This window comes from Vallitalea pronyensis (assembly GCF_018141445.1).
GTDB classification, from domain to species: domain Bacteria; phylum Bacillota; class Clostridia; order Lachnospirales; family Vallitaleaceae; genus Vallitalea; species Vallitalea pronyensis.
Window position 1 is genome coordinate 4100201 of the sequence record NZ_CP058649.1, and the last position, 18370, is coordinate 4118570.

The window sequence follows — 18370 nt, forward strand, 5'->3', positions numbered from 1 at the left end:
CACTCTAAGTCTTAACCATACACTCACTTGATATATACCCTTTTCCAATTGTTACCACTAGCCCAACTCACCAGCCCAGTCCATGTATAGGTATGTCAATAGCGTGAAGTTTGACAATTTGTTAGTACGACTTAGTAAGCGGCGAGCAATAGGACGTTAAAAACCTTATCTGTCTGACTAACAGGAGTTATAAGGTTTAGTCCTATTGCTCAGAGCGCACTTAGACGTACTTCAAATTGTCAACCTGAACGAAATTGCCATACCTATACATGGACGCCGTCTTGCACTACCCAACCACTAAACAATTATTAAAGATACATCAAGTCCTATACTCCCCATTAATCCTCACATACTCATAACTCAAATCACAACCCCAAGCCTTAGCCCCCTCCATACCTTCCTGCAACACAATCTCCACACCAATGTTCCTCTCACTCATAATCTCCGAAGCCTTCTCCTCACTAAACCGAATAGGAACACCCTGATCAACCAACAGAATCGTCCCTTTATCACTGCTATAACACAAACTCACTTTATTCGGGTCAAACGTAACGCCCGCATAACCCATCGCACATAAAATCCTTCCCCAATTGGCATCCTCTCCAAAAAATGCCGTCTTAACCAGATTCGATGTAATCACCGATTTGCTTAACAACCTTGCATCTTCCTTGCACTTGGCACCTTTTACGGATACTTCAATACACTTGGTTACACCTTCACCATCAGCTACAATTAACTTGGCTAACGTCTCATTTAGTTCATGGAGTGCTTCTTTAAATACCGTATAATCTTCTCCAACACAATCAATGATTGGGTTATCTGCCTGCCCATTTGCAAGCGCTAAGACCATATCATTAGTACTGGTATCACCATCCACAGAAATCATGTTATACGTATCCTCTACAGTCTCTGCTAAAGCCTGTCTAAACAGTTTTTGTGTGATGTTAACATCTGTGGTAATAAAGGATAACATGGTCGCCATATTAGGGTGTATCATACCTGACCCTTTTGCCATACCGCCTATGGTTACCTCTTTTCCGCCTATATGCATCACCACAGCTAACTCTTTTGTATAGGTATCCGTTGTAAGAATAGCATGGGCCGCATGATTTCCAGCTTCTAATGTACTACTCATGGTCCCAACTAAGTCATGAATGCCCTGACTGATTTTATCAATAGGAAGGGGAACACCAATGACACCTGTTGAGGCCACTAATACTTCTTCCTCCTGTATGTTCAATACATCTGCTGTGGTTACAGCCATTTTCTTCGCATCCATCATGCCCTGCTCACCTGTACACGCATTGGCATTTCCACTGTTTACCACAATGGCTTTTATATCTTTCTCCATATCGTAGACAGCTTTATTCCATAGCACAGGGGCTGCTTTCACTTGATTTGTGGTAAATACTGCAGCCATATGGGCTGGTTTGATACTTTGCAATAGTGCAAGATCTTTATTTTTACGCTTTGCACCGCAATGACCACCAGTTGCCAGGTAACCTTTTGCTGCCGTTACACCGCCTTTTATTATCTTCATCTTATTCACCTTCCTCTTCATATTGCCTTAACGCTCTCATTCTAGATTGGAAAGGCTGGTATCATGTTGATACCTGTATCTTCTTCTAAACCAAAGAGTATATTCATGTTTTGTACAGCTTGCCCTGCTGCACCTTTTATTAGGTTATCAATTGCACCTAGTAAAATAATTCTTCCTGTTCTTTCATCGATTTCAAAATTGATATCACAGTAGTTAGAACCTTTCACCCATTTCGTTTCCGGGAATATCCCTTGTGGCAGTAAACGGACAAATTTTTCTTCATGATAATACTGCTCATAGACTGCTTTGATGTCGTCATACGTATATCCTTTTAATAGCTTGGCATAAGCTGTGACAAGTATACCCCTATTCATGGGTACAAGATGTGGTGTAAAGGATAGAGTTACTTCCTGTTCATCATCTGACAGTGCCTGCTCAATTTCTGGTGTATGGCGATGGGCTGCAATTTTATAGGCTTTGATGGTTTCATTACATTCTGTAAAATGTGTGCCAAGGTGAAGTGCTCGACCTGCTCCTGATACACCAGACTTGGCATCAATAATGATGGATGTGACATCAATCATCTTTTCTTTTACTAACGGTGCTAGGGTCAAAATACTGCATGTTGTATAACAACCTGGGTTCCCTATTAACGTTGATTGCTTAATTGCATCACGATTTAATTCACATAGACCATAAACAGCCTGCTTTAATAAATCTGGACTTCCATGGCTTACACCATACCATTTTTCATAAGTCGCCTGACTTTTTAATCGATAATCCGCCCCTAAGTCAATAACTTTTGTATCCTTTAATATGGATGCTGTTAATTGATTAGATGCTATCCCATGAGGCAAAGCGATAAACAATACATCCACTTCTTTTGCCATATGAGCCATGTCTAATGCTTGGCAAGACTTGGATGTAATCCCCATAAAATTACCATAAATTTGATGAAATGATTTATCTTTATAGGTCTTTGATGTAATGGCTTCTATTTCACACTCAGGGTGCTGAACCAATAGTCGCATTAATTCTTGACCTGCATACCCTGAAGCTCCGATTATTCCAGCTTTTATCATAATACCACCTCTATACTTTTTAATAATTATACATTATAATTAATAATTATGCAATAGGTTTTATAAATATACATACACTTTTTTGGGTATCCTATTAATAGATTAACTTTAATTCATAAAACCCTTGCTTGTCAGTGTTTCTTAGTGTACAATATCTTATATTTATAATCTAATCACGAACAATATTAAGGGGGGTAATATATGACGAATGAGTTTGTCTTTACTTTAAGTTATAGCTTTATCCTATTTATTTTACTGAATTTGGTCCTTACAGCCATTATTATTACATTAGAAAGGAAATCGCCGACTACCACTTTGGCTTGGCTCTTTTTCATGATTTTATTGCCGGGTATAGGTTTCCTCTTTTATCTGCTCTTCTCTCAAAACATATCCAAACGTAAAATCTTCAAATATACTTTAGAAGAAACAGAGACCTATCAGTCTTTACTTAATTACCAGAGAGAGCAATTCGAGGATAATACTTTTCGGTTTCATGATTTATCCATGGCAAAATATACAGATATGATTCTTTTTCACAATAAGTTAAGTGATTCATTTTACTCCCAAGATAATCATGTGGAAATCATGACAGATGGTCGTAAGAAATTTGATGTTTTATTTGACGAAATTAGTAAAGCTAAGCATCACATACATGTGGAATATTATATTATGAAAAATGATGACATCAGCCAAGACCTCTATGCACTCTTAGAGGAAAAAGCCAAGGAAGGCGTCATCGTCAGACTGCTTGGTGATCACATTGGTTGTCGTCATATTTCAAACAGCACCATTAAGTCCTTAATAAAAGCAGGCGTACAATTTGCACAGTTTTTCCCATCTCGATTCATGCTCATCAATGCTAAAGCCAATTACAGAAACCATCGAAAAATTGTAGTCATTGATGGTAAGGTTGGTTTTATCGGGGGTTTTAACGTAGGTGATGAGTACTTAGGGCTTTATAAGAAGTTTGGCTATTGGCGGGATACACATTTAAAAATAATAGGTAGTGCTGTCATTGGCTTGCAGCTTCGCTTTTTATTGGATTGGCGACTGGCTTCTAAAAAAACATTCGAAATATCCTCAGAGTACTTTAAAGATATTTACGACCGTAGTGATGGCAAAATTGGTATGCAAATCGTATCCAGTGGACCAGATTCCATCAACGAACAAGTGAAACAAGGTTACATTAAAATGATTGCATCAGCAAAGAAAACCATTCTCATACAAACACCTTACTTCATACCCGATGACAGCATTATGGAATCCCTTAAAATTGCTGCTGTATCTGGTGTGGATGTCCGTATCATGATTCCAAATAAACCGGATCATATGTTTGTCTATTGGGCAACTTATTCCTATATTGGCGAACTGATAAGATATGGTGCAAAAGCTTATACCTATGAAAACGGCTTTCTACACAGTAAAGTGATTGCCATTGATGGTGAAATATCTTCCGTTGGTACTTGTAATTTTGATATACGCAGCTTCAAGCTTAACTTTGAAGTGAATGCTTTTATATACGATAAAAAAGCAACCCATCAATTGGAACAAACATTCTATAACGACTTACCCCTTTGTCGAGAAATTACCAAAGAGATCTATAAAAATCGGTCTCAATGGATTAAAACAAAAGAAACCGTCTCCCGTTTATTTTCACCTGTATTATAATCCATTAATCGTTATGAAAAAAATTCATAACGATTTTTTATTTTTCCTATTGAATATTTATTAATTTTAATGTATAATTATTACAACATTGTTAATACATATGCAGGGAGGTCATTATAATGAATACACACGAACAAAATAAAAAGAAGGTTGTACTGGCGTACTCCGGTGGTCTTGATACAACCGTTATTATACATTGGCTCAAGGCAAACTACGATTATGAAGTAATTGCTGTATGCGTGGATGTAGGTCAAGGAAAAGAATTGGATGGTTTGGAAGAGAGAGCTCTTAACTCTGGTGCCAGTAAATTATACATTGAACATGTGGTAGAAGATTTCGTCGATGACTATGTGGTACCAACCATTAAATCAGGTGCAGTATATGAAGGTAAATACTTGCTAGGTACGTCCATGGCAAGACCTATTATATCTAAACGCCTAGTGGACATTGCTCTAGAAGAAGGTGCCGAAGCCATCTGTCATGGTGCTACTGGAAAAGGAAATGACCAAGTTCGTTTTGAGTTGACCATCAAAGCATTAGCACCACACCTAAAAATTATTGCTCCATGGCGTATCTGGGATATTACATCCCGTGAAGATGCTCTTGACTATTGTGAGAAACATCATATTCCTGTACCCATGAAGAAAAATAATAGCTACAGTCGTGACCGTAACATTTGGCATGTGAGCCATGAAGGTCTTGACCTGGAGTTACCGGAGCAAGAACCTCAATTTGACTCTTTATTACAAATGTCCGTAACGCCAGAAAAAGCACCAGATGAAGCTACATATATCGATTTAGCATTTGATAAAGGGGTGCCAACAGCATTAAATGGCGAAACCATGAGCTGTACGGAGATTCTAACAGCCCTTAATGACATCGGTGGTAAAAACGGTATTGGCATTATCGATATTGTGGAAAACCGTGTGGTAGGTATGAAATCAAGAGGTGTCTACGAGACACCTGGTGGTACAATCCTCTACTATGCACATCGAGAATTGGAATACCTCTGCTTAGATAAACAAACATTGGCTTATAAAGAAATGATGAGTGTGAAGTTTGCAGAGCTTGTATACAGTGGTGAATGGTTTACCCCTCTTCGTGAAGGTTTAACTGCTTTTGTTGATAGTACACAAGAAACAGTCACAGGAACCGTTAAATTGAAGCTATACAAAGGTAACATTCAATCCGCTGGTGCCACGTCACCTTATTCATTATACAATGAAAGTATTGCTAGTTTCACAACAGGTGAATTATACAATCATAAGGACGCAGAAGGCTTCATTAATTTATTCGGTCTTCCATTAAAAGTAAGAGCGATGATGTTAAAAAGCCATGGCTTAAGTATTTAGAGTGTTAACAATAGATTGAGCTTAAGTGTCATGATAAGCTCAATCTATTTTGCATATGCATTCATGGTACAGCTAGATCACATAGACTGATTCATGCTGATTCATACTGAATCATACAGTACCAATAACCGTTTCAACCTATTAATTTGGAAGGAGTGATGATCATGAAACTCTGGGGTGGACGATTTGCAAAATCAACGGATATCATGGTAGATGATTTCAATTCATCGATCCGATTTGATAAACGTCTTTACAAACAGGATATAAAAGGCAGTATTGCTCATGTGACCATGCTTGGCAAACAAGGCATTATTGCCAAAGAAGAGGCTGATACCATTCAAGGAGGTCTTGAAGAACTCTTAATCGATATTGAGTTGGATAAAGTAGCCTTTGATATAGAAGCCGAAGACATTCATATGAATGTTGAAAAATTACTCATTGAACGTATCGGTAATGTGGCTAAGAAACTCCATACAGGACGTAGCCGTAACGACCAAGTCACCTTGGATATGCGTATGTATGTAAAAGATGAAATAGGTGTTTTACAAGCACAATTAAAAGAGCTTTTACATACACTCATTCACCTAGCTGAAGATAATGTGGATACGATTATGCCAGGCTATACACACCTTCAGAAGGCTCAGCCTATTACATTTGCTCATCATTTGATGGCTTATTTTGAGATGTTCAAACGTGATATGGAACGTCTAGAAGATACCTATAAACGTACCAATTCATTACCACTAGGTGCAGGTGCTTTAGCTACAACCACCTACCCTCTTGATCGTGAATATGTTGCCGAACTTCTTGATTTTGATCGTATATGTCTAAACAGTATTGATGCAGTATCCGATAGGGATTATTGTTTAGAATTAATGAATGGGTTATCCATGCTGATGATGCACCTTAGCCGTTTTTCTGAAGAGATTATCCTTTGGTGTTCCCATGAATTCCAATTCATTGAGTTAGATGATGCATTCAGTACAGGAAGCAGCATCATGCCTCAAAAGAAAAATCCCGATATTGCAGAATTGGTTCGTGGAAAAGCTGGTCGTGTATTTGGTTCACAATTTGGCCTCTTAACGACCATGAAGGCACTTCCTCTAGCTTACAACAAAGACATGCAAGAAGACAAAGAGGCTACCTTTGATGCCATTGACACGGTTAAAATGTGTCTACCAGTCTTCACAAAGATGTTAAGCACCATTACCGTTAACAAACAGAATATGTATGAAAGTGCTGGCGGCGGTTTTACCAATGCCACAGATGCAGCAGACTATTTGGTCAAGAAAAACGTGCCTTTTAGAGATGCTCATGCCATTGTGGGCCAGCTGGTACTCTACTGTGTCCAAAACAACACCACTTTAGAAAACATGGATCTTGAAGCATATAAAGCCATCTCCCCTATTTTTGAAGAAGATATCTACAATGCCATATCCCTAGAGACGTGTGTAAATAAAAGGAATGTTCTAGGGGGTCCTTCTAAAACCATGATGGAACAGGTTATCGCCATGAACACGGAATACTTAAATCAACTTAAGGTGTGACTAGCTATTTCTTAATAGCTATTACATAAAATTTTTCTCCTTTATGAGGGCATCTTGTAAAGTATATCAACGCATCTTCACCTTCCTACAGCTAGGTATCTTTACAAGACAGCCCTATTCTTTACGTGGATAAGATTGTATCTAATTCAAGTAAACAAGCTTCTAGGGTTTCTTTTGGTATATCCTGATAGGCATCACCAACAGCCATCTCAAACATACAGTCTTGGTCTTTATTCTCTATGATATAGGGGGTAATACCTACGTTATATTTATCCATTACTTGAACGATTGCATGCACCACTTGTTCTGCATCTTTATGGAAATAGACATGAAACATATTGGAGACGGGAATTTCTGGCACCGTATAGACGCTTTTCATGCGATTGTAATAACCTGCTAGCACTTTTGCTTGTTCATAATATAGCGGCATTTTATCTAATCTTTGGTCGAGATAATACGCAGCACTCACAATATAAGGGTAAAGACTAATGAGATCGCCGCCATATCTTCTTTTCCATACCTTAGACTTCTCCATAAATGCATCAGGTCCTGCTAAGATAGCCCCTGCTATACCCCCTAACCCTTTGTAAAACGAGACATACACACTGTCAAATCCTGCACATATGTCACTAAGACTTTTATCATAATAGGGTGATACTTCCCATAGTCTGGCACCATCCAGATGAGTTTTTATGACTTTCTTTTTACAATAATCCAATATGGCATTTAATTCATCCCATGTTGGGCATTGTCCTCCAATACCTCTCTGTGGCAATTCAATGACCAATGTAGAAATATCAGTATCTAGCGCCATTAAGTCCTTTAACGTCAACACACGGTCTTTCTCACCTAACAACACCGATTCGATAGGATGTAATACCTTTAATCCATCTTCTTCATATAACTCAAGGTGACACAGTGGATGATAAGCTACTTGATGGATCTCTTCCTCATCGCACCACATGCGAAGCGCTATCTGCTGGGCCATGGTACCACTAGGAAAAAATACTGCTTTTTCTTTACCTAACATATGGGCCATCTTAGCTTCAAAGTCATTGATGACTGCACCTTTTCCATAAGCATCCGCTCTGGTATTTGAATCCACGCTATCAAAAGCATTTTTCAATACCTTCATATCACGTGCTCCATGTCCATCGAGCTTATATGTGGTGTTTTTATATGATTCTGCTAATTTACTATACATGGTATACCCCCTTGATGATTAATTGTACATCATGTTTATGATGCAAGTATAGTCATGTTATCAGATATTTGTTTAAGATGCAATATATCTGCACGTATTTTAAAACATTAAGTTTAATATACACATGACTGTTTTAACAACAATTTGGCTTCGTCGGTATTTTCTTACCTGTCATAACTGCATCATAGAGTTCTTCCTCATCAGGATACGTTTTCACACCGATAATTCTTCCATCCACTGTAATGAGTGGACATACTTTTGATAGGATAAAATCTAGATTAGGTTCGCTTATTTGAAGTTTTTCTTTATTATTAGTAAACACTGTATTCAGTTTGTCAATAAATTCCTTTTTATTATTGTTTGTTATATCGTATACCTTTATCTCAGTATCTCTATTATATTTTTCAGTAAATCTTGTTACTAATTCATCTATGGTTAATGACTGAGTTGAACCACATCCACAATTAGATTGGCAACAACTGCCCTTAGATGATTGATCACCTGCTTGTTCTAAATTAAATATTTCAATTAATTTTTGACCCATATTATCCCAACCTTTCTTAATTTTTTTACACTGGACAGATGTTTCTACATTTACCACATGCACACTTACTAAGATCTCCTTTAGCATATGACACATCTCTAATAGGGCATACTTTTAGACATTTCATGCATTTAATACATACACCAGTGACTTTTTTATCCGGTATTAATGGTGCATCTGTTATGATTGCGCCTAAGCTTGTGGTTAAACCAAAACCCTTAACCACTAATGAATTAACGGGACTTAATTCGCCAATACCTGCTTCAATACCCATTCTCACAAGGGATATATCTTTGCTAGTACCTTCAACAATAACAGCCTTATATCCCCATTGATTGAGATAATGGATGACGTCGCTTTGAGCTGCGATTGTGCCAATATAATCGCTAAAACCTCCCATCTCATCTAGATCACCATCTTTTTTACCTTCAGCATAAACAAGGATTGATTCAAACCCTTCTAACATGTTTTTTGGATGGTATGCATCTGGAGCATCTTTAAAACTTCCCTTCCTTGCTACACCAACCTTATGGAATATATTTAGCATTGCTTTTATCTTTCGTGTCATGTCTTGACTGTTTGGTTGTGACATGCTGTAACCTCCTCTCTATTCAGTCCTCACTCATTAAGACGATGTTATCGGAAAAAGGTCACAAATTTCGTATTTTTTTAATCTATATGTCCTTACAAAAATTTAGGGCTATCCCATACACAGAGGTGTTTCATGGAAAAGAAATAAGTTTTCCAAAGCGTTAACCACCATATGCATATAGGATAGCCCTTGTTGTATCGTGCTATCTTAATCTTATTCACACTGATTATCACATCTTTTACACACCAAACTCTTCTGTGTGTAATCAAGGATATTACCATATTTGTCTAATTCAAAATCACAACATGCAAGCAAAATCTGTTTTAATAATTCTTTTCCCCGATGCACTCGCATTTTTGAGCCTGATAGGGATAGACCCAGTTTTTCTGAAATCTCTTTATGCTTCATGCCTTGTATATCATAAAGTTCAATAACCTGTTGATATTTTTCGGGAAGTTCTTCTATCATTTTTTTTAGACACCTGCTTATTTCTTTGTTCATATTGTGAGCGTCATCATCTTCCTCTAGCACTTTATCAATAGACCCAATATCAACAGTTCTTCCCTTATTCTTTCTATAGTAATCAATGATTGTGTTTCTTGCTATTTTATATAACCAAGCTTTTAGCTTAGATTGTTCATTTACTTTATCGATATTCTTGTGTATTTTAATAAAGATATCTTGAAGAATGTCCTCTGCATCATAGTCACTATTTACCTTACTCCGCACATATTTGTAGAGTTCACGACTGAATGCATTCCAGATACTTTTAACCCTATCTTCCATGATAGACCTCCATATTGGAAATAAAATATATTCATAGTATATAAGTATGCTAATGATAATATTCTCAAACATGAGCGTAGTTAATAATTAATTGTTATGTCATTGATTTCTCTATCTTCTTAAAAGCCGTTGATAACATGAGCTTTATTCTGTTTAGCTGATTAACTTCTGATGCTCCTGGGTCATAGTCTATGGGCACAATATTGGATGTTGGATAGCCTCTTCTCAGCTCTTTTATCATGCCTTTTCCTGTAATATGATTGGGAAGACATCCAAAGGGCTGCAAACATAACACGTTATCCACACCGGACTCCATTAACTCCACCATTTCTGCTGTCAAAAACCAGCCTTCCCCTGTTTGATTACCAATAGACAAATGTTTACTGGCTTTTTCCGCAAGCTCATGGATGGCAACAGGTGGTTGAAAACGATTGCTTTCTTTAAGTGCTTTTACTAAATGTCTTCTGTAATATTCCAACGCACTGATGGCTGTTTTACCAGCTACCATGTTTTTAAATGAACCTGACAGTTTTTCATATCGGAAGATACTATTACGTTGTGTGTATAACAGAAAATCATAGAAATCAGGCATTACGGCTTCAGCACCTTCCGATTCTAAGAAGGTCACAATCTCATTATTAGCTGTAGGGTGGAATTTCACAAGTATTTCTCCCACGATACCCACTCTAGGTTTCACCATGTTTTCATGTATTTCTAGATGATCAAAATCCCTGACTATCTCATAGATGTACTGATTTAACTTATGCTCGTTATTGGCAATGGATGCCTTTAGTCGTTTCACCCATTTTTCATAGAGTGCATTGGCTGAATTTTTGAATCGTTCATAAGGTCTTATGCGATACAATACACGCATGAGCAGATCCCCCATTAATATACCGTCAGCCATCTGTCTAAGCACTTTAACGCCCAATTTAAAACCTGGATTCTTTTCCATTCCAAGCAAATTAAAAGAGATAACAGGCACTTGGGGCATGTTAATGTCTTTTAATGCTTTTCTTAACATGGCGATGTAATTAGTTGCTCGACAGCCCCCACCTGTCTGGGACATGATCACGGACACATGATTAAGGTCATATTTGCCAGACTTTAATGCTTCAATAACTTGCCCAATGGTAATAAGGGTTGGATAACAAGCATCATTATGCACCACTTTTAGGCCTTCATCGATGGCATGCACATCAACAGAGGGTAATAATTCTACATGGTATCCAGCACCTCTCAGGGCCACTTCTAAAAACTGAAAGTGGATAGGTGACAGTTGGGGTACTAAGATGGTATGATGCTTCTTCATGTCTTTGGTGAATGAAACCCTTTCAAATCCATTGTGTTTCTTTTCAGGAAGGATATGGGCTAAATCTCTTTCTTCTATAGCGGCTATCAATGACCTCACTCTTATACGTGCTGCTCCTAGGCTGTTAATCTCATCTATTTTTATCACGGTATGTAATTTATTATATTGACTAAGTATTTCTTGTACTTGGTCAGTTGTGACGGCATCAAGACCACAACCAAATGAATTCAGTTGAATGAGTTCTAAATTTTGTCGTTTAGCCACATAAGATGCTGCTTTATAGAGTCTTGAATGGTAAACCCATTGGTCCACAACACGTATGGGTCTTTCCAACTCCTCCAAATCACTAAAACCATCTTCACAAAGAACAGCAAAACCATAACTGTTAATCATCTCATCCATGCCATGGTTAATTTCTTTATCCAGGTGATAGGGTCTTCCTGCAAGGACAATACCTTTTTTATTGTTTTTTTCCATGTAATCCAGTACTTCTAGGGTTTTGTGTTTTATATCCCTTTTATAATGTTCCAATTCAGCATATGCCCTCTGCATCGCTGTTTTTATGTCCGATTTTGAAATATTCTCCACAGTGAGCTCTTCAACTAATCTTTTGAACATGCGCTTTTTATTATCTATGGGTAAGAATGGGTGGTAAAACGATACGTCATCTGCCTTTAAACCTTCAATGTTTGCCCATGTTGTTTCAGGATAAGAGATGACGATTGGACAGTTATAATGATTGTTAGCCCCTTTATCTTCTTCAATATTATAAGGTATGGATGGATAGAATATTTTTTTGATACCTTTTTCCAGCAAGTCTTCCAAATGACCATGGACCAATTTGGCGGGGTAACATACCGATTCTGAAGGAATGGACTCCAGACCTTTCTCAAAAATGGACTTAGAAGAATTAGCGGAGATTTGTACCCTATAGCCAAGCTCTGTAAAAAATGTAAACCAGAAAGGATAATCTTCATACATATTGAGAACACGTGGTATACCGATGACACCTCTTTTGGCCTCTGATTGTTTTAAGGGTTGATAACCAAATAATCTTTTGTATTTGTAACGATACATGTTAGGTGCTTTATTGACTTTTTTCTCTGCTCCTGCCCCTCTTTCACATCTGTTTCCAGAATAAAAGCTTCTTCCATTAGAAAAAGTAGATATGGTCATTAAGCAGTTATTACCACATAGCTTACATCTTTGCAGTTTATTTTTAACCGTAAACCCAGACAGTGTATCCAAATTAATCATACTGGATTGCTCACCTTTGTCTTTATGATATGCAAGGATAGCAGCTCCAAATGCCCCCATAAGACCTGCAATATCTGGACGTACAACCTCTCTTCCTATAATCCGTTCAAGACCTCTCAGCACAGCTTCATTATAGAATGTGCCTCCTTGAACCACCATTTTCTTCCCTAATTCTTCAGGTGATTTCATTCTGATTACTTTATATAAAGCATTTTTAATGACGGATAAGGATATACCTGCTGATATGTCACCAACTGTGGCTCCTTCTTTTTGTGCCTGCTTGACTTTTGAGTTCATAAAAACCGTACAACGGGTGCCAAGGTCAACAGGATGTTTAGCCATGATACCTATCTTTGCAAATGCCTCAATGTCCATGTTTAATGACTGAGCAAAGGTTTCAATAAATGACCCACAACCAGAAGAACAAGCCTCATTAAGCATGATGGATTCAATGATACCGTCTTTTATCTTCAAACTCTTCATATCTTGGCCGCCAATGTCAAGAACAAAGTCTACACCAGGTAAAAAATGTTCTGCCGCATGATAATGCGCTACGGTTTCAATTTCCCCATAATCAATTTGTAACGCTTCTTTTACCAGATGTTCTCCATAACCCGTAACGGTAGACCCTGCAATATAAGTCTCAGAATTCATTTGCTGATGCATAATTTTTAAAGCTTCTATTGTCGATTGAAGAGGTTTTCCTTGATTACTTCCATAGTGGGTAAAGAGCACACGTTTCTGGTCGTCAATTAAAACCACTTTGGTGGTGGTTGATCCTGCATCAATACCTAAAAATGCCTTACCTCTGTAGGATGCTATGTTTGCTCTACCGACTTTATTTTTTTCGTGTCGGGCTTTAAATACGACATAATCCTGTTCCGATTGAAATAATGGGTCTAATTCATCTGCCTTGTTATTGCCAATATCATAGATGTTGGCAATGTTGCCATACAAATCACTATAAGATTTTATGGTTTCTTTTCTAGATAATAAGGCCGATCCCATGGCTACAAAAAACTGGGAGTTATCTGGAAATACCACTTGATGGTCTGGAAGCTTTAGGGTTTCAATAAATCTTTTCCTAAGCTCCGACATGAAGTATAGAGGACCTCCTAAAAAGGCAACTTTACCCTTAATGGGTCTACCTTGTGCAAGGCCTCCTATTGTCTGATTGACCACTGCTTGCAAGACAGATACAGCAATATCCTCTTTTGATGCACCTTCATTCAGCAGCGGCTGGATATCTGATTTTGCAAACACACCACATCTAGACGCTATGGGATAGATAGTTTTATAGTTTTTGGCGAGTTCATTCAACCCATCTGCATCCGTCTGCAATAATGAAGCCATTTGATCAATAAACGCTCCTGTACCACCAGCACAGGTACCATTCATTCGCTGTTCAATCACATCTCCAAAATATGTAATCTTTGCATCTTCTCCACCAAGCTCTATGGCTACATCAACTTCTGGTACCATTTCTTCAATAGAACTGGTGCAGGCTACCACTTCTTGAATAAAAGTGGCTTCCAGTTTCTTCGATATATTCATGCCTGCTGAACCCGTTACAAACACAGTGCCTGCCTTTTTAATTAAGAGGTCTTTAGCATTACCAAACATGGTTGAAAGGGTATTCTTAATATCTGAAAAATGTCGATTATATTCTTTGTGTATTATTTGCTTTTGATCGTCTAAGACAATGAGTTTTACTGTCGTAGAGCCTACATCAATTCCTATACTTAACGGTTTGTTCATTATGTCGCCTCCGTCCTTGTTCATCGCTAGAACACGTTCTAATGAAATGTTATCACCATATACACAATATGTCAAGAAAGATTAGAACGTGTTCTAACCTTTCTTGACATATCATCTTTTTCCACTTAAAATGAAATTATGAAAAAACAAACGAATACTAAAAATACGAAAAACTTGATATTGGAAACAGCAAGAGAACTCTTCATTACTCAGGGGTATGAAAAAACAACCATACGCCAAATTATTACATTGGCAGATGTGACCACTGGGAGCTTATATCACTTTTATAAAAATAAAGAAGAAATTCTGCTAAATATTGTTGATGAACATTTTAATGTCATTATGCTTCAGTCAAGTGTACTATCGAATAGATATAATGAGCCCCTTTTAGGATTTTCATTAAGTGCATCCATTATCTTCAATCTCATTGACCAACATGAAACCTTGGGGGAATTATTCCTTGCTGCATATAATTCTTGTATTATTTCAGAACACATTGTCCAAGTTGCAAGTACAATGACAAAAGACTGGTTTAGCGCATATAACCCAACTTTTTCTACTATAGAGTACTATCACCGAGCTATCCTTATTAGGGGTATGTACCAAAGCCTTATATGGAATTATTTATGCAAGAAGAATATTGCTCTGCCAGATACTGTTCATTTACTGATTAGAACAATCAACCAGATTTTTAATGTCCCCAGTGATAAAATTGAAGACATTCTATCACTGAGTCAACAAATTATGAAGGACAATGATATGTCCATTCTCGGATATGATATTTAGTTTCTAAACAGCCAAGCTCTATTTTTCAATGGACTCAGGCTGTTCTTCTTTTTTATGGACAACGGCCATTTCCATCCACTTACCCTTTTTATAGAAATAATACATAAAGAAGAAACTCACTACAAAGGATAATCCCATGCCTAACCAAACACCTTTTATGCCTAAACCTGTATAGGACAGACCATAAGCCATAGGGATTCTGAACACCCAGAGGCATATTAAACTTAACCACATGGATACAGAGGCTGCTCCTGCTCCTTGGAATACATTGGACATAACAATTCTACAGCCAACAAATGCAAAGAATAACGTAACCCCATACACATAATAACGTCCCAGTTCAATAACAGCTTCATCATCTGAGAATATGGAGAAAAATACCGATGGGAATATGGAAAAGATGATTCCCAATACTAACAGAATGATAAAAACAGCTTTCATGGCATACTTGCCACTTTCATAAGCGCGATCCTTTTGACCCGCTCCCAGGTTCTGCCCTACGATAGAACTAGCTGCTTGTGAAAGTCCCATTGCAGGCATGAATAGTAAGGATTCAAGCCTTGCACCAATACCATGTACAGCACCAGCAACAGCACCAAACATATTCACACGCCCCATAATAACGGTACCACCTAAGCTTATGACAGCCTGTGAAATACTAGAAGGTACACCTATTTTAAACAGTTGTTTAGTAATACCAAAATCTACTTTAAAATTCCGCAAATTCATTCTTAAGAATGTTTTACCACGAAGTACGACATAAAAAATATAAATGGAAGCAAAAAACCTGGAGAAAACAGTAGCATAGGCAGCACCAGATATACCAAGCTCAGGGAATATCCACCAGCCAAAGATTAAAAAGGGATCAAGTACCATGTTCATAATACCTGATACAATGCCTGCAATCATGGGTGTTCTTGTGTCACCAACACCTCGCAATATGCCACTCATAATAAAAAAGATAAACATAAATAGCATACCAACCATGATGATGATAAAGTAATCTTTAGCAATAGGAATAATTTCTGGTGGTGTTTTCAACAGATTGAATAATTCTTCATAAAATATTATACCCGCCCCAACAAATAAGAGTGCAACAACACCAATAACAATTAAGGAAGTATACGTGACTTCATCCACTTTTTTGTACTCTTTTGCTCCATAGTATTGGGCTGCTAATGTAGCTGACCCAATGCCCAATCCAGCAGCTAAGGATACTAATACAAACACAACGGAAAAAGTAACTGTTACTGCTGCTATGGCATCCGTGCTGTTTTCCAATTTTCCTACCCAATATGTATCTGCCATGTTATAAACAACTTGTATTAAGTTGGCTATCATTAAAGGCCATGCTAAGACCCATAGATTTTTTTTAATATTGCCTTTCGTGGCATCAATGTTCATGCTTTTCTTCATAAGTAATCCTTTCTGTGTGAATCAAAACTCTATTTTCCTTAAACAATAGGGTATATACAGAGCTTTCTCAAGTTTCAGTGGCGCTATTCTATTAATAGTAATATAAATGACTCAATGGGTCAAGACTGATATCCAAGAATATTGAAAAAGTAATCTGCCCACTATCATTACATTAAATTAAAAATAATTATACATAAAAAAAGGTATTAAAGAAAGAGATATTAAAAGAAAATGATAGGCTGATATACTATGATTGGTTATAGACCATTACATATTAAGACATAGAAAAAAGATGGGTATAGACTTTTAAATTAAAACTTATGAGAGGGTGCAAATATTATTCATGATTAAAAAACCTTAAGAACACTATAATCTGAAGGATTCTTTTCATAAGAAATTTGAATACCTTCGGTTATATATGCCGAATCAGTGGTCGTGTCTACAACTATCCATTCACCATCTATAAGAACTTCATTCCAAGCATGATAGACAGAAGTAAAGTTACTATCGCCATGAACAAGCTTTGTAGGAATATCAATACTTCTTAGCATAGCAGCCATTAAAGAAGCATAATCGTAACATATTCCTTTACCTTCAATCAACGTTTCATTGGGTGATGGTAAATATCTGCTACTTATGTTAATAGCTTTTTCATGGTCATAGTGAACGTTATGAATAACGTATTCATAGATTACTTCGAGTTTCTCTCTGTCAGTCTTGGCATTTTTAGTCAGTTCTTGAGCCAGAATAGCTGCACTTGAGTTGCTTGTCCATTCTACATTCTGAACATTTGCTAAGAATACTGCATGATTACTTGAATTCATATGTACCTTGTCAGATGTTAATAGTTTGTACTTATTACCATCTGTTCTTTGATATAATCCTATCGTATACTCACCATTGCCCATTTGTAATGGCAGCTCCTCATTAGATGAATAAAGGTTATAGATATATTTCTGAGAACCTTTTTTCACGACAACTTTCAAATCTGAATAATTAGTAGCATCATATTGGATACTTACTGTGCCGTTATCAGTATTGACCTTTATAATTTCAGTTGCAGCATATACAGATATTCCAGTAAATACTACACACATCAATGCAACTATAAAAGTTAATACTATTTTCTTCAGTTGAAACTCTCCCTTCGGCACCTGGCTATCTTCATTTGAAGACCCTATAGTTTTGCGTCCCTACCTCACGATAGGTTTGCCATATTCGTGGGAAAGAAAAGTAATAAAACTCTTCTTTCGGTAACTGGCTGCCATATCATCTCTGACTTAGGCCCTGTAGTTTTGCGTCTTCAGCTTTCGCTGAATTTGCCGCTTCGAGAAAAGATTCGATTACTAGGTAATCAAAGTCTTCCTCTGGTAGCTGGCTGTCATAGCTTATAAAAAGCGTTAGACCCTATAGCTTTGTGTCACATACTTTCGTATGCTTTACGATTTACAGAATAATACCGGTCAATACTGCCGACGCTTTGACTACCCTCTCATGTACATTATACCACAAATTACCAACATGGT

The 18370-nt window shown here is 37.3% G+C and carries 13 protein-coding genes and 3 riboswitches; of the genes, 4 read left to right on the forward strand and 9 right to left on the reverse strand.

The window, feature by feature from the left end:
- Positions 1-319: 319 nt before the first annotated feature.
- Positions 320-1540 carry a bifunctional ornithine acetyltransferase/N-acetylglutamate synthase gene (gene argJ / locus HZI73_RS17245; protein WP_212694616.1) on the reverse strand — a complete coding sequence of 407 codons (1221 nt, stop codon included), beginning with the start codon at positions 1538-1540 and terminating at the stop codon, positions 320-322.
- 41 nt (positions 1541-1581) lie between these two features.
- A complete protein-coding gene (gene argC, locus HZI73_RS17250; RefSeq protein WP_212694617.1) occupies positions 1582-2622 on the reverse strand; it encodes an N-acetyl-gamma-glutamyl-phosphate reductase in 1041 nt (346 codons plus the stop codon).
- 201 nt (positions 2623-2823) lie between these two features.
- Between argC and cls the strand changes: the two genes are divergently transcribed.
- The 3 genes from cls (at position 2824) to argH (ending at position 7189) form a co-directional block, all read left to right on the forward strand.
- Entirely contained in the window at positions 2824-4290 is a 1467-nt protein-coding gene (gene cls / locus HZI73_RS17255; protein WP_212694618.1) for a cardiolipin synthase, read from the forward strand.
- Positions 4291-4409: 119 nt separating this feature from the next.
- Positions 4410-5642 (forward strand): argininosuccinate synthase, encoded by a 1233-nt coding sequence (locus HZI73_RS17260; RefSeq protein WP_212694619.1) that lies wholly within the window; start codon positions 4410-4412, stop codon positions 5640-5642.
- 161 nt (positions 5643-5803) lie between these two features.
- Positions 5804-7189, forward strand: coding sequence for an argininosuccinate lyase (gene argH, locus HZI73_RS17265; protein WP_334300236.1), 1386 nt, complete (start codon positions 5804-5806; stop codon positions 7187-7189).
- A gap of 121 nt (positions 7190-7310) precedes the next feature.
- On the opposite strand, the gene HZI73_RS17270 is transcribed toward argH, so the two are convergent.
- From HZI73_RS17270 to HZI73_RS17290, 5 genes are all read right to left on the reverse strand, one after another.
- A complete protein-coding gene (locus HZI73_RS17270; RefSeq protein WP_212694621.1) occupies positions 7311-8393 on the reverse strand; it encodes a threonine aldolase family protein in 1083 nt (360 codons plus the stop codon).
- A 133-nt stretch (positions 8394-8526) separates the two neighbouring features.
- Entirely contained in the window at positions 8527-8937 is a 411-nt protein-coding gene (locus HZI73_RS17275; protein ID WP_212694622.1) for a hypothetical protein, read from the reverse strand.
- Between the two features lie 25 nt (positions 8938-8962).
- Positions 8963-9529 (reverse strand): hypothetical protein, encoded by a 567-nt coding sequence (locus HZI73_RS17280; RefSeq protein ID WP_212694623.1) that lies wholly within the window; start codon positions 9527-9529, stop codon positions 8963-8965.
- Positions 9530-9742: 213 nt separating this feature from the next.
- Positions 9743-10315: an RNA polymerase sigma factor SigZ gene (gene sigZ / locus HZI73_RS17285; RefSeq protein WP_212694624.1), complete on the reverse strand. Its 573-nt coding sequence runs from the start codon at positions 10313-10315 to the stop codon at positions 9743-9745.
- A gap of 94 nt (positions 10316-10409) precedes the next feature.
- On the reverse strand, positions 10410-14642 hold the full coding sequence (locus HZI73_RS17290) for a 2-hydroxyacyl-CoA dehydratase (protein WP_212694625.1): 4233 nt from the start codon (positions 14640-14642) through the stop codon (positions 10410-10412).
- A gap of 138 nt (positions 14643-14780) precedes the next feature.
- Here HZI73_RS17290 and HZI73_RS17295 point away from each other — a divergent pair, with 138 nt between their 5' ends.
- Positions 14781-15428 carry a TetR/AcrR family transcriptional regulator gene (locus HZI73_RS17295; protein WP_212694626.1) on the forward strand — a complete coding sequence of 216 codons (648 nt, stop codon included), beginning with the start codon at positions 14781-14783 and terminating at the stop codon, positions 15426-15428.
- An 18-nt stretch (positions 15429-15446) separates the two neighbouring features.
- Here the strand turns inward: HZI73_RS17295 and HZI73_RS17300 are convergent, their stop codons facing one another.
- Positions 15447-16844: an MATE family efflux transporter gene (locus HZI73_RS17300; RefSeq protein WP_212694627.1), complete on the reverse strand. Its 1398-nt coding sequence runs from the start codon at positions 16842-16844 to the stop codon at positions 15447-15449.
- A 347-nt stretch (positions 16845-17191) separates the two neighbouring features.
- Positions 17192-17941, reverse strand: a complete 750-nt coding sequence (locus HZI73_RS17305; protein WP_246552549.1) for a transglutaminase-like domain-containing protein — start codon at positions 17939-17941, stop codon at positions 17192-17194.
- Between the two features lie 49 nt (positions 17942-17990).
- A riboswitch (cyclic di-GMP riboswitch) is annotated at positions 17991-18068 on the reverse strand.
- 25 nt (positions 18069-18093) lie between these two features.
- A riboswitch (cyclic di-GMP riboswitch) is annotated at positions 18094-18178 on the reverse strand.
- A gap of 32 nt (positions 18179-18210) precedes the next feature.
- A riboswitch (cyclic di-GMP riboswitch) is annotated at positions 18211-18298 on the reverse strand.
- Positions 18299-18370: the final 72 nt, after the last annotated feature.

Excerpts from the sequence above, each read along its gene's own strand:
- HZI73_RS17275 (WP_212694622.1), bottom strand. The coding sequence starts at position 8,937 with ATGGGTCAAAAATTAATTGAAATATTTAATTTAGAACAAGCAGGTGAT.
- HZI73_RS17260 (WP_212694619.1), top strand. The coding sequence starts at position 4,410 with ATGAATACACACGAACAAAATAAAAAGAAGGTTGTACTGGCGTACTCC.
- cls (WP_212694618.1), top strand. The coding sequence starts at position 2,824 with ATGACGAATGAGTTTGTCTTTACTTTAAGTTATAGCTTTATCCTATTT.
- HZI73_RS17290 (WP_212694625.1), bottom strand. The coding sequence starts at position 14,642 with ATGAACAAACCGTTAAGTATAGGAATTGATGTAGGCTCTACGACAGTA.
- argC (WP_212694617.1), bottom strand. The coding sequence starts at position 2,622 with ATGATAAAAGCTGGAATAATCGGAGCTTCAGGGTATGCAGGTCAAGAA.
- argJ (WP_212694616.1), bottom strand. The coding sequence starts at position 1,540 with ATGAAGATAATAAAAGGCGGTGTAACGGCAGCAAAAGGTTACCTGGCA.
- HZI73_RS17280 (WP_212694623.1), bottom strand. The coding sequence starts at position 9,529 with ATGTCACAACCAAACAGTCAAGACATGACACGAAAGATAAAAGCAATG.
- HZI73_RS17305 (WP_246552549.1), bottom strand. The coding sequence starts at position 17,941 with ATGTGTGTAGTATTTACTGGAATATCTGTATATGCTGCAACTGAAATT.
- HZI73_RS17295 (WP_212694626.1), top strand. The coding sequence starts at position 14,781 with ATGAAAAAACAAACGAATACTAAAAATACGAAAAACTTGATATTGGAA.
- HZI73_RS17270 (WP_212694621.1), bottom strand. The coding sequence starts at position 8,393 with ATGTATAGTAAATTAGCAGAATCATATAAAAACACCACATATAAGCTC.
- HZI73_RS17300 (WP_212694627.1), bottom strand. The coding sequence starts at position 16,844 with ATGAAGAAAAGCATGAACATTGATGCCACGAAAGGCAATATTAAAAAA.
- sigZ (WP_212694624.1), bottom strand. The coding sequence starts at position 10,315 with ATGGAAGATAGGGTTAAAAGTATCTGGAATGCATTCAGTCGTGAACTC.